We start from the raw sequence: 12,525 nt of genomic DNA, 5'->3' as shown, positions 1-12,525 counted from the left end.
AATTCAATGCTAAGAGATGGTGTTATGTGGGATACAGATAGCCTCAAAAATTAACTATTGACGCCATAGTCTCTTGTATGTGAATTTTCAGTCGTACTTTTTACCGTTGTGCTTTAACCAGCCATGTGGATGCCTATTGTTGGGATCGCGGTGTGTCCAGTGCATTACACCACCTTTTTTATTCCATTCGTATTCACCGTAAAACTCAACTCGATCGCCGACTTTTAGGTTGGGAATTCTTGGTGCTAAATCGATGTTATGAGCAACAAGTAAAGTCTGCTTACTATCTAATTTGAGTATGAATTTTTGATGTCGACTTCCTTTGTTGTCATCTGGCAATAGACGAATTATTGTTCCTGAGCCACGAACTTGAAGGTCACTTTGATGATTTTCAAACGCCTGTCCGAGCTTGTAGTCATTCGCTAGAACACCAACTGAAACTAAGCAAAAAGCTGCTATAAATATTGCGAAGAACTTCTTCATATACTCAATTCTCTCTGATTCACATAACGCCCAATTAAGGTGTGAGGCGCGCAATACCTATGCTTCCGCATGCCACCTTAATCACTAGAACCGACGTATAGTAAAAATGCCACGCGTGCCGAATCACTCTTAAATTGTTTGTTAGTTTACCTTTCGCACAAATCGCACGATTTAATTAGATTGACCATTTCATGCGACCAACTATAATCTTACTGTAATTCCAGATTTGGAGATTGATCATGCACACATTAACAGCAAATGATGCCAAACGTAATTTTGGTGAGCTACTTCTAAGCGCTCAACGTGAGCCTGTGAAGATTAGCAAAAACAGCAAAGATGCCGTAGTTGTAATGTCTATCAAGGACTATGAAGAACTAGAAGCAATGAAAACCGATTACCTTAAACATTGCTTCGAGTCAGCAAAACAAGACTTAACACAAGGCGATGTGATTGATGGTGAAGACTTTTTAAACGCCTTATAACCCGCGATGCAAAAGAATAAATACAAACTGAGTAAATTAGCTCAGACTCATTTACGGAAAATCAAAAGCTATACAGTTAAAAATTTCTCCGAGATGCAGTGGCGAAGCTACAAAGATACGTTACTAACTGGTTTTCAAATGCTTGCTGATAATCCAGCTGTTGGTCGCAGTTGTGATGACATATACCCAAGCGGATTCTATTTCCCTGTGGGCAAGCATACGGCTTACTTTACAAAAGAAGATGGCTTCATTTTAATTGTAGCCGTACTCGGTCAATCACAGCTTCCTCAGAACCACTTATAATCAAGACTTCACCCTAGATTTGGATCTAGGGTGTTGAGCTTGACTGGTAAACTAACGCCCTGTTAAGGTGTGAGCAACGCAATACCAATGCTACCGCATACCACCTTAAACACTAAAACTAACGCATAGTAAAAATACCACGCGTTGCGAATCACTCTTAAACAGTTTGTTAGCCGCTCATTCCCAAAGGTTACTGCTTACTCAACAGGAACTTACGCAAATCTCTCTCTGCACGCATAACAAACAGAATAAACACTTTGTCACCGTCTTGTTTATAGAAAACACGACATGGATTAACGACAACTTCACGATAACTTAGATGTTCTAGCTCGGGTGGAATACGACCTGACTCTGGGAAAGTTTGTAGGCGTTCGACTTTGGAGAAGATCGTTTGCACTAACTGCTTTGCAGCTACGATATTTTCAAGTGTGATGTATTCAGCGATATCGTTGAGGTCAGATAACGCTGGTTCAGTCCAGATTATTTCAGCCATTTTGACATTTTGTCTTTCGCTTCATCATGGCTTACCACTTTACCGTCAGCTAGTGCACGCTCTCCTCGTGCAATACCCTCAAGAATAGCTAAACGATTTTGCATAAACTCGTAGTCATCAACATCAATGAGATAAGCGGATGGCTTACCATGCTCAGTAATTAACACTGGCTCTTTGGTGTCGTGGAGATCGGCGAGGATCTTAGTTGCTTGACGTTTGAGTGATGTAACTAGTTCTACTTTCATGAGAGCTGCTCCAAAGGAATACTAAAGTGATACTATTCTATCACTTTGAGTATAGCAAGCTCCATGACGGCTAACGCTATTAGGCGACACATAGTCGTCTTTCATCCTTCGATAGTGCAGTCTCTTTCATATTAACTCAACTGATAATCAATAAATTATACCACATGAAGGGAAGTTAGACTGCAAGATGTCTCCTAATGACGAGAATGAACAATTATCAACTCCATCGAATAACTTTTAGTAGGGTAAACGCACGCCCCCTAAATGTGTAGAGTATTAGCTCTGAACGATTTTGGGGCAGAAATGTGTTAATGATTTTACTAATTTAGTGAAAGGTGAATTACCTGAGGTGTGGAAAATCTTAACTCCAAAAACGTAAGATCTACCTCTACTGTTTCGCTACTTCAATTGATACACGCCTAACTACTTAAGTAAGTCTCTGATAAAATTGTCTCAACCTTTCAGTTTCATAACTTCTAAATCAGTTGTAGATAGATCAATCAACCTTTTCAAAAAACTGGTTATGACTAGTACATAAAGTGGTAAATGTCGTAGTAATTACTGGATTTCCTTCCTTTAGCACTGAATAAACGTCAATACTGTCTATCTGCGTGTATTTGAGGTAGTCATCTGTGAATTTTCTACTTCGACGTACAAAGACATGAGCTGACTATTTTAAATTGCTCAAGTGCCTATTAATTCAACATGTCAAAATCAAGATTTAAGCAAACCAGTTCGAACCTTTTGGGGAAGGTTTTCTTAATCAAAGTAAGGGTAAAAAACTGGTTGTAACTCATGGTTTGACCCTGCTACCACTGATTTATAATTTACTGGGTGTCAATAGGGAGCTTAGTGGATTTTGAGCTGTATGTAGTGAAAGTTAGACGTACGGCTCTCAGGAGGGAGATCTGATAACAGGTGTTGCTTATCCGACAAAATCAACTTGTTATAGTAGTATGATTAATTTCTCAATAAATGTAGATGAGATCAAATGAAGCTCTGTTCACATTCGATGAGTCAATCAGTATCACTAAATTAACCCATTAGAATGAATCCAGTTGCTAGCCTTGCAAGATAGGAACGTTGGCACTTACCATTTGAGTAAATTGAAAAAGGGTAAGTCTACGATAATGATACAATCGAGGTACTGTATAAGGTTGGTAGCAAGCTGTCCAAGAGGGCGCGCTTCCACTCTAGTGGCTCGGTCCGCTCTCTGTACGTTTGTTCTAGCTTTTTCTCAACATAAAAACACTGCTAGGTGGTTCTTCATAAAAATTTTATCTACGGCAGTAGGCGACGAATATTTTCAAGACAAGCGAGCACCTCTTGTTTGTCATATAAAGAATCTGCTTTTTCACTTGTACTTTGTCTGATGACTAAATTGACAGGCAGCACCTCAGAGATTGTTCCCTCTGGTTTTTCCATTTGGCTGAGCATTAATTTAACGGCTTTACGGCCCAATTGGTCGAAGTCTTGTTTGATCGTGGTTAAAGGCGGTGAAAAATATTGACTGTCCTGAATACCATCAAATCCAATGACAGAAACCGTCTTTGGCACATTGATGCCTGCTTCTGACAGAGCGCATAAAACACCGAGTGCCATTTGATCATTGGCGACTAATACCGCATCAAAGTCTATACCTTTTAGCACAAGGTCTTTAATCGCTTTGTGGCCACTAGCTGCTTGCCAATCACCTTCATAACAAGCAACTTCTTTGGCTCCATGTTTTTGGAGTTGTGTTTGCCACGCGTCGTAACGAATTTTAGAGGCGGTCGATTCAGATGGGCCAGAAATACACACGAAGGAATCGCGTTTTTGTTCAATCAAATGTAATACCGCCAAGTTCGCTCCTGTATGATGATCACACCTAACATGATTGACAGGGGTCCCTTCAGGAACATCAATGAATACTAATGTTAGTTGGCTGAACTGCTCAATCAGACACTGTGCTATGTCTTGATTTACGGGGGCATTGATAATAATAGCATCGACTTGTTGTGCAATAAGCTCTCGAATCGCATCGCGAAATTCATCAATAGAGTTGTTTGCTAACACGGTTAACGCTGTCCCGTAGCCCATCTCATGCGCTTGGTTGCGAATTCCGTTGGCAATCAGAGCCACACCGTGCAGAGAGATATCCAAGGAAACAATGCCGATGATCCGAGACTTAGCTCGGCTCAGCATTTGTGCACCTTTGTTTGGTACATAGCCAAGCTTTTTTATCGCATCGTTGACTCGTTTTCGCGTTGCTTCCGCGACGTTATCTGCGCCATTGGTTACGCGGGATACGGTTTGAGTTGAGACCCCAGCTAACCGCGCAACATCTTTAAACGTGACTGCCATTGCATTCTCCTATCCAGATTTTCGATTCATTCTACCAGGTTCATTCAAATGTTCTCGTGATTGATGTCGTAAAAACATGAGTAAATGTTTTCGGAAACACAAGATCGACCACACAAAAAACACCCTATTAAAATGATCTTAATCACACTAATTAGGCTTTTTTGTCGCAATGGAGCTGAATAAGCGCATCATTATTTATAGATTAAATGTTTGCGAAAACAGAGAAGCAGTATGCAAAAGTTTGTTCACTTAAAATCTAAGAATCACAGCATGATCATTAAAGTAGATCGTGTTCCTGAAATCCTTCATTGGGGAGCGAAAATTGCTCAGATTGACCCTGATTTAATCCTCTCGACCGAGCGTCCTATCTCTCAGGCTCGCCTTGATGTCGACGTGCCGTTATCACTATGTCCAGAGCTTGGTAGTGGTCACTTTAATGCGCCTGGTATTGAAGGACACCGAAATGGCGATGATTGGGCGCCCGTGTTCATAACCAAATCTATCGAGCAAAATGATGGTAGTGCAACATTTATACTTCAAGACGACATCGCTGGGCTTGAGTTGGTCATTGAGCTGCACCTTGACTTCAATAGCGACGTGGTGCAAAAACGCATCTCAATAAAGAACATCGCGTCAAGCGAGTATTGTTTAGATAAGCTTTCGTCCACTTTACCGTTGCCTAATCATGCCAACGAACTAATGACATTTCACGGACGTTGGTGTCATGAATTTCAAACTCAACGTTTGCGCTTTGAACATGGTGGCTTTATGCAAGAAAACCGCCGTGGCCGAACCTCTCATGAAAATTTCCCTGGTCTGTTCGCTGGCACGAATGGCTTTAGCGAGCAGTTGGGTCACGTATGGGGCTTTCACCTTGGTTGGAGTGGTAATCATCAACTGCGCGCTGATGTTCGTAGTGATGGTCGCCGCTTTGTTCAAGCCGGCGAGTTGTTACTCTCTGGCGAAAAGCGTTTAAAAAGTGGTGAGACATACCAATCCCCGTGGCTTTATGCAACATACAGCAACTCGGGTTTGAACGGTATTTCACAACGATTCCATGAGTTTGTTCGCGCCAATATTATCCAGTTTCCAAGCGGTAACCCCCGCCCGGTTCACTTAAACACATGGGAAGGTATCTATTTTGATCACAACCCTGAGTACATCATGCAGATGGCAACCGAAGCCGCTGAGATGGGGGTCGAGCGCTTCATTATTGATGATGGTTGGTTCATTGGTCGTGATGGTGAACGTGCCGCGCTTGGTGACTGGTATTTGGATGAAACGAAGTACCCAAATGGTCTTGAACCGGTGATTGAGCACGTAAACAACAAAGGTATGGAATTTGGTCTTTGGGTTGAACCCGAGATGGTCAGCCAAGACTCAAACCTATATCGCCAACACCCCGATTGGGTATTGAGTCTACAAGGCTACGACCAGCCTTCAGGTCGTTGGCAATACGTGTTGGATTTGCAAAACAAAGATTGCTTCAACTACCTGTTTGATCGTTTGAATGATTTACTGACTCGATACAACATTGGGTACCTAAAGTGGGACATGAACCGTGAGCTGGTGCAGCCAGGTCATCAAGGTAAGCCAGCTGTACATGGTCAAACGAAAGCGCTTTATCGTCTGTTAGATGAACTTTATGCGGCACACCCTGAAGTCGAGATAGAGTCTTGCTCTTCAGGTGGTGGTCGTATTGATTTTGAAATCCTTAAACGCACCCATCGCTTCTGGGCTTCTGATTGTAATGATGCGCTCGAACGCCAAGCTATTCAACGTGGTATGAGCTATTTCTTTCCGCCTGAAGTAATGGGTGCACACATTGGCCCTGCGGAATGTCATTCAACTAATCGCCGTCATGCCATCAATATGCGTGGAGTGACGGCGTTAAGTGGTCACATGGGCGTTGAACTCGATCCAGTAAAAGAAAGCGCTGAAGAAAAACAAGCCTTCGCCCATTATATTCAATTGCACAAACAGTATCGCGATTTGCTTCACTCTGGACGTGCTTTCCGTATTGACCCCGCAGATCATAGCCAGAACATCTATGGTGTTGAAAACGGGAAAGAAATGCTGATCACGGTCTGCCAACTGGCCATGCCAAATTACGCGCTACCATCTCCACTTCGGGTGAGTTGCGCAGATGAAAAAGCCAGTTACGAAATCAAGATTGTGGAAATGCCACAGACCAGCTTTCAATTGATGAAACAACGTCCGAAATGGCTAGACAAAACTCTGACGCTAAGTGGTGATAACTTAAAAGAAATTGGGGTGACGCTTCCGATCCTCGATCCCGAATCAGCGCTTATTGTTCACCTCAAAAAACGTTAAATCTCTATCTGCCTCTTCTAGCGACCAGTTTCAACTTACGTTGTTCCTGATAAAACACTCCTATACTCGCTAGAGGGGCACCCTACAACCAACAAGCAAGTTGAATTGCTTAACTTGTTAAGGAAACAAAATGTCTATTACAGTATTACTTTCGTTTTTGCTGTTTACGGGCTTTGTTGTGGTGTTCACTTACAGCAAAGTTAAAAATGATAAACACACCTCTCAAGATGGTTTCTTCCTTGGAGGACGAAGTTTGACGGGCGGACTGATTGCCAGCTCGCTAATTCTTACCAATTTGAGTGCAACCAGTTTTGTCGGTATGAGTGCTCAAGCCTACACCCACAATATGAGTGTAATGGGGTGGGAAGTTGCCTCTGGCGTTACTCTGGTTGTCATTGCGCTGCTGCTTGTACCGCGTTACCTCAAGCAAGGTATCACCACCATTCCAGATTTCTTAGAAAGCCGTTATGACATGTCGGTGAAGAAGTTCGTTACTTTGTTGTTCTTGTGTCAATACGTCATCAACATTCTTCCTACTACTCTTTACGCTGGCGCAGTGGTACTAGGCGAAATCTTCGATGTACAAGGTTTATTGGGTATTTCTGAATTTAGCTCCATCGCACTGATCTCTGCCACGATAGGTTTGTTAGGTTTCTTTTACGCTATTTATGGTGGTCTAAAAGCTGTCGTTATTGCCGATACTATCAATGGTGTAGGATTGATTCTTGGTGGCCTAATGATCCCTGTATTTGGCCTGATGGCATTAGGCGGCGGTAACTTTATAGAAGGTTTGGACGTGTTGCTCACTGCCGCACCAGAGAAGCTGCAATCCGTAGGTAAAGAAACGGATCCACTGCCATTTTCTACTCTGTTCACGGGCCTATTATTGGTGAACTTGTATTATTGGGGCACCGACCAATCCATCATTCAGCGTGCGCTTGGCGCAAAGAACCTGAAAGAAGGTCAAAAGGGTGTCATTCTCGCAGGTGCAATTAAGGTTATCTCTCCATTATTCCTCATCATTCCCGGCATCATTGCCTTCCACATGTTTGGCTCTGATGCAGGTAATCCCGACACAATGTATACGCGCTTAGTGAACGAAGTGTTACCCAAGCCTCTTGTTGGCTTCTTTGTTGCGGTTATGTTTGGTGCCATATTAAGTACGTTTAATGGTGTGCTAAACAGTTCTACGACACTATTTGCATTGAACGTTTATAAGCCATTATTTGGTAAAGATAAATCCGATGAAGAGTTAGTCGGTAAGGGGCGCCTATTTGGAGTCATCATTGCCATTATCTCTGTTTGCATCGCACCGTTTATCCTATATGCACCAGAAGGTTTATTCCAATACTTACAAATGGTTGCTGGCTTTTTCAGTGTGCCTATCTTCACCATCGTGTTTGTTGGTTACATTTCAAAACGTGTACCAGCTATTGCAGCCAAAGTTGCACTAACGATATTTGTGAGCTCCTATGCTGCGATGCAATTAATCTTTGACACCCCAATCCACTTCTTACATCAATTAGCGATTTTATTTGTAGTTTGTACTTTATTGATGTTTGCGATTGGTCATTTTATGCCACGTGATACGGATTATGTGATGCCAGTGAATGAAAGCATCGACGTGACGCCATGGTCTTTCCGCTTTGAAGCGTCCGCGGTCATTCTCTATATGGTGTTAGGAGCGTATGTGATGTTTTCGGACGTAGGTTTTGTTTCAAGCGACCCAACGGTCATGCAAGTGTATGGTTTTTGCGGTGTTATCTTAATGCTTGGTGTGACCTTTAACTATTTATTGAAACGTAGGAAAAGCAAACAGGTAACAAAGCTTAATGATATGTACATGCCGTAATCAAACCACACTAATTATTTAATCATTAAAAACGGACAGCAAGTAGATAGATCGGTATGCCCGAATATTGCGCATGACGCAGGTATACCTGATCTAGAGATTTTTACGTTGAAAGGTGGAAAAGTATTTATGTCAGTTCTTGTCACAGGCGGAATGGGGTATATCGGTAGTCACACATGTGTGCAGATGATCAAAGCTGGTATGGAACCAATCATCGTAGACAACCTATGTAATTCCAAAATAGAGGTATTAAATCGTATAGAGGCACTAACAGGGCAGCAACCAGCTTTCTATCAAGGCGACATTCGAGATGAAGCCTTTTTAGACTCAGTATTTAATCAACATGATATTCAAGCTGTGATTCATTTTGCTGGTCTAAAAGCCGTTGGCGAATCCGTTTTAAAACCATTGGAGTATTACGATAACAACGTTAATGGTTCATTAGTGTTGGTGCGCAGTATGCGCAAAGCGGGTGTAAAAAGTATTGTATTTAGCTCATCTGCAACGGTTTATGGTGATCCTAAGGTTGTGCCTATTACGGAAGAGTCACCAACAGGTGCAACCACTAACCCCTATGGTCGCAGTAAATACATGGTGGAAGAGTGTTTGAGTGACCTGTTTCAAGCTGAACAGGATTGGAGTGTGACTTTGTTACGTTACTTCAACCCCGTTGGCGCACACCCGTCGGGCACCATGGGCGAAGATCCACAGGGGATTCCAAACAACTTGATGCCGTTCATCGCTCAAGTCGCGGTTGGTCGCCGCGAAAAATTGTCGGTATTCGGTAGCGACTATTCCACACCGGATGGTACTGGTGTGCGTGACTACATCCACGTAATGGATTTGGCTGAAGGCCATATCGCTGCCCTGAAATCGGTCGGCGAAAAAGCCGGTTTGCATGTGTACAACTTAGGGACGGGCAAAGGTTCGAGCGTACTTGAAATGGTCGAAGCGTTCTCAACGGCATGTGGTCATCCAATCCCTTACGAGATTTGTCCTCGGCGCCCTGGAGATATTGCAGAATGTTGGGCCAGTACTACAAAAGCACAAAGAGAGCTCGGTTGGAAAGCGACTCGCAGCATTGCTGAAATGACGGCAGATACGTGGAATTGGCAATCGAGTAATCCTGACGGGTATTAATGTACTCGAAACTTCTTATAAAAAAATTGATGAGTTTGGTGTGTGCCAAATCGAAGACAGACTAAAAAAGATGAGCAAGTAATATGTCAAATATTGAATTCAATCCAATAGATCATCCACATCGCCGTTACAACCCATTAACTGGGCAATGGGTTTTGGTATCTCCACATCGAGCTAAACGTCCTTGGAGTGGGGCTGATGAGAAACCAGAGATTGACGAACAACCAAGTTACGATGAGAAGTGCTTCCTTTGTCCAACGAATGAGCGTATTTCTGGGGATGTAAACCCAGATTACCAAGGTACATACGTATTCCAAAATGACTTCGCAGCGTTGATGGTGGACTCGCCGGATGCACCTAAGTCAGATAATCCGCTATTCAAATCTCAGGGTGTGCGTGGTTTGAGCCGCGTCATCTGTTTCTCGCCTGATCACAGCAAAACCTTACCGGAATTGCCAGTTGATAAAATTCGCGGCGTGATTGATACATGGAATGATCAAATCGAAGAGTTAGGCAAAGACTACATTTGGGTTCAAGCATTCGAAAATAAAGGCGAAACCATGGGTTGTTCTCAGCCTCACCCGCACGGCCAAATCTGGGCGAACAGCTTCTTGCCAAACGAAATTGAGCGCAAAGAGCGCAACTTAAAAGCGTATTACCAAGAACATGGCAGCAACTTGCTGGTGGACTACGTGCAAGCTGAACTCAAAGACGGTTCACGTACAGTGGTTGAAACTGAATATTGGATTGCTGTTGTACCGTACTGGGCTGCATGGCCGTTCGAAACCATGCTTCTTCCAAAAGTACACATACGCCGCATGAGTGAGCTAACTGATGAGCAACGTGATGACCTTGCCGTTGCTATCAAAAAGCTGACGAGTCGTTACGACAATTTATTCCAATGTTCTTTCCCTTACTCGATGGGTTGGCACTATGCGCCATTCTTTGAAGAAGGCACCGATATCGACCATTGGCAATTACATGCGCTGTTCTACCCACCACTACTTCGTAGTGCCACGGTTCGCAAGTTCATGGTGGGATATGAAATGCTCGCAGAAAGTCAACGAGACCTAACCGCGGAACAGGCTGCACAACGTTTACGCGACTTAAGTGATGTGCATTATAAAGAGTCATAAACTCTCGAGAACTATTGATAACGAACAAAATGGGGAGTGCCACCTTGCGATGAAACATGAGGCTCAAAGTACTTCCCCAACACCAAATTTATATCTTAAGAGAAAGCCACCTATGTCTGATTTAATCCAAAATGTTGAAAACTCTTTTGAAGAATTGCTGGGCTATGCACCGAGCCATATTATTCAAGCTCCTGGCCGTGTAAACCTCATTGGTGAGCATACTGACTACAACGATGGTTTTGTGCTGCCATGTGCAATCAATTACCAAACGATAGTCGCTGCGGCGAAACGTGAAGACACCCTAGTACGCGTGGTATCCGTGGATTATGGCAATGCAATTGATGAGTTCGATATCAGTCAAGAGATTGTCTTCCAATCTAACCAAATGTGGGCGAACTATATTCGCGGGGTGGTGAAAAGTCTTCTTTCTCGCGGTTACCAATTTACTGGAGCGGATATTGCGGTTAGTGGTAACGTTCCGCAAGGAGCAGGTTTAAGCTCATCGGCTGCATTGGAAGTGGTGATAGGGCAAACATTTAAAGTACTGTTTAATCTAGAAATCAGCCAAACAGAAATAGCCCTAAATGGTCAGCAAGCAGAGAACGAATTCGTTGGCTGTAACTGCGGTATCATGGACCAAATGATTTCGGCAGAAGGTCGTGAAAACCACGCAATGTTATTGGATTGCCGTAGTTTAGAAACTGAAGCGGTACCGATGCCAGAGGGCATAGCGGTTGTAATAATCAACTCGAACAAAAAACGTGGCTTGGTAGACAGCGAATACAACACGCGTCGTAAGCAATGTGAAGAAGCGGCACGCACGTTTGGTGTGGCAGCGTTACGTGATGTTACTATTGAGCAGTTTGATGAAAAAGTGTCTGAGCTGGATTACATGGTCGCGAAGCGAGCTCGCCACGTGATCACAGAAAATGACCGCACCATTAAAGCAGCGCAAGCACTTCGTGCGCATGACATAAAGCGTATGGGCGAACTTATGGCGGAGTCACATGCGTCAATGCGTGATGACTTTGAAATCACAGTTAAAGAAATCGATACTTTAGTTGAAATTGTGAAAGATACGATTGGTGACCAAGGTGGTGTGCGAATGACTGGCGGTGGTTTTGGTGGCTGTGTTGTTGCTCTGGTTCCTATGCATTTAGTTGAGCGTCTAAAACTCGCCGTTAAAAATAAATACGAGTCCGCAACTGGCCTTAAGGAAGATATATACGTCTGTAGAGCAACCGATGGAGCTGGAATCCTTAAAGGAAAATAAGCTACGGAGCTGCTCATCTTACTTGTGCTTGCTATGCCAGCATATGGAATATGCTGGCATAGCAGAGAAGGAGACGAGTCAAGTAACGGAAACTTGGCGTAGTTGACTTTTGAATTAGTCGGAGACTGTCCTGATTTCTGTGTAATTGTCTAAGCTTAAGCCTTAAAAAGGCTTAGGATAAACAACATGGATAAGAAAGCACTTGAAGCTTTTTCTCGTAAAGCTGCCAAATCAATCAAGATCAGAGTCCGATCTTGATGATAACTTTGGCTACGAAAAGCACGCTACTAAACTCAGCCCAAACTCCCGTAATGGCTACTCATCTAAGTCGATTCTCACTGATGATGGCGAGGTTCCTATTGATGTGCTGTGCGACCGAGATGCGAACTTTGAACCCAAGTTGGTTCGTAAGTACCAGACTCGATTCCAGCCTAAGACCAA

At 43.3% G+C, this 12,525-nt stretch carries 11 protein-coding genes and 1 pseudogene; 8 read left to right on the top strand and 4 right to left on the bottom strand.

Annotated elements, in window-relative coordinates:
• Positions 1 to 87: 87 nt before the first annotated feature.
• Positions 88 to 483, bottom strand: coding sequence for a DUF3465 domain-containing protein (locus R7Z77_RS14750; RefSeq protein WP_053306558.1), 396 nt, complete (start codon positions 481 to 483; stop codon positions 88 to 90).
• A gap of 239 nt (positions 484 to 722) precedes the next feature.
• Between R7Z77_RS14750 and R7Z77_RS14745 the strand changes: the two genes are divergently transcribed.
• Complete coding sequence (locus R7Z77_RS14745; protein ID WP_064377013.1) at positions 723 to 965, top strand: type II toxin-antitoxin system Phd/YefM family antitoxin; 243 nt, start codon at positions 723 to 725, stop codon at positions 963 to 965.
• 6 nt (positions 966 to 971) lie between these two features.
• Positions 972 to 1,268, top strand: a complete 297-nt coding sequence (locus tag R7Z77_RS14740; RefSeq protein WP_064377014.1) for a type II toxin-antitoxin system RelE/ParE family toxin — start codon at positions 972 to 974, stop codon at positions 1,266 to 1,268.
• Positions 1,269 to 1,458: 190 nt separating this feature from the next.
• Here R7Z77_RS14740 and R7Z77_RS14735 read toward each other — a convergent pair whose 3' ends face one another.
• The 3 genes from R7Z77_RS14735 to R7Z77_RS14725 form a co-directional block, all read right to left on the bottom strand.
• Complete coding sequence (locus tag R7Z77_RS14735; protein WP_064377015.1) at positions 1,459 to 1,761, bottom strand: type II toxin-antitoxin system RelE/ParE family toxin; 303 nt, start codon at positions 1,759 to 1,761, stop codon at positions 1,459 to 1,461.
• On the bottom strand, positions 1,749 to 2,006 hold the full coding sequence (locus R7Z77_RS14730; protein WP_039989820.1) for a type II toxin-antitoxin system Phd/YefM family antitoxin: 258 nt from the start codon (positions 2,004 to 2,006) through the stop codon (positions 1,749 to 1,751). The genes R7Z77_RS14735 and R7Z77_RS14730 overlap by 13 nt, the downstream gene beginning before the upstream one ends.
• Positions 2,007 to 3,287: 1,281 nt before the next feature.
• Positions 3,288 to 4,349, bottom strand: coding sequence for a LacI family DNA-binding transcriptional regulator (locus R7Z77_RS14725; protein ID WP_064377016.1), 1,062 nt, complete (start codon positions 4,347 to 4,349; stop codon positions 3,288 to 3,290).
• 231 nt (positions 4,350 to 4,580) lie between these two features.
• Here R7Z77_RS14725 and R7Z77_RS14720 point away from each other — a divergent pair, with 231 nt between their 5' ends.
• The 6 genes and pseudogenes from R7Z77_RS14720 to R7Z77_RS14695 all read left to right on the top strand — a co-directional run.
• Positions 4,581 to 6,683: an alpha-galactosidase gene (locus R7Z77_RS14720; protein ID WP_064377017.1), complete on the top strand. Its 2,103-nt coding sequence runs from the start codon at positions 4,581 to 4,583 to the stop codon at positions 6,681 to 6,683.
• Between the two features lie 130 nt (positions 6,684 to 6,813).
• A complete protein-coding gene (locus R7Z77_RS14715; protein WP_064377018.1) occupies positions 6,814 to 8,535 on the top strand; it encodes a solute:sodium symporter family transporter in 1,722 nt (573 codons plus the stop codon).
• A gap of 129 nt (positions 8,536 to 8,664) precedes the next feature.
• Positions 8,665 to 9,675, top strand: a complete 1,011-nt coding sequence (gene galE, locus R7Z77_RS14710) for a UDP-glucose 4-epimerase GalE (protein WP_064377019.1) — start codon at positions 8,665 to 8,667, stop codon at positions 9,673 to 9,675.
• 83 nt (positions 9,676 to 9,758) lie between these two features.
• Positions 9,759 to 10,811: a UDP-glucose--hexose-1-phosphate uridylyltransferase gene (locus tag R7Z77_RS14705; protein WP_064377020.1), complete on the top strand. Its 1,053-nt coding sequence runs from the start codon at positions 9,759 to 9,761 to the stop codon at positions 10,809 to 10,811.
• A 112-nt stretch (positions 10,812 to 10,923) separates the two neighbouring features.
• The gene (gene galK / locus R7Z77_RS14700; protein WP_064377021.1) at positions 10,924 to 12,084 is read left to right on the top strand and encodes a galactokinase; all 1,161 of its coding nucleotides are present in this window, start codon (positions 10,924 to 10,926) and stop codon (positions 12,082 to 12,084) included.
• Positions 12,085 to 12,286: 202 nt separating this feature from the next.
• Positions 12,287 to 12,454, top strand: a pseudogene (locus R7Z77_RS14695) (IS256 family transposase); the annotation flags it as partial.
• Positions 12,455 to 12,525 lie beyond the last annotated feature (71 nt).

The sequence above is a fragment of the Vibrio sp. 1401 genome (genome assembly GCF_033340295.1).
This window is presented reverse-complemented; position numbering and strand designations above follow the sequence as displayed.